Source organism: Monashia sp. HAY1-2A, from assembly GCF_056755315.1.
This window is the reverse complement of record NZ_JBNDHY010000822.1, coordinates 1-233: the sequence shown is the minus strand read 5'-3', so window position 1 is coordinate 233 and position 233 is coordinate 1. Positions and strand designations below refer to the sequence as shown.

Below are 233 nucleotides of genomic sequence, written 5' to 3'. Positions count from 1 at the left end.
CCCACGACGCCGTCGGCTCGACGAGGCCGACGCCGAGGTAGCTCAGCGTCGCATCGTAGGTGATGTAGGCCGGGACCGCGATCGAGGCGGACACGATGATGGGGCCCACGAGGTTGGGCAGGATCTCATTGAAGAGGATCTGGCGGGTGGGGACCCCGATGGCCCGGGCCGCCTGGACGAAGTCGCGCTCGCGCAGGCTCGTCACATCACCGCGGACGAGTCGGGCCAGGCCC

Annotated in this window: 1 protein-coding gene; it reads right to left on the bottom strand. The window is 70.0% G+C overall.

The window, feature by feature from the left end; genetic code table 11:
- Positions 1–233 (bottom strand): ABC transporter permease subunit (locus tag ACPYOM_RS24070; RefSeq protein WP_481347912.1); only part of this gene is annotated, 233 nt, incomplete at both ends.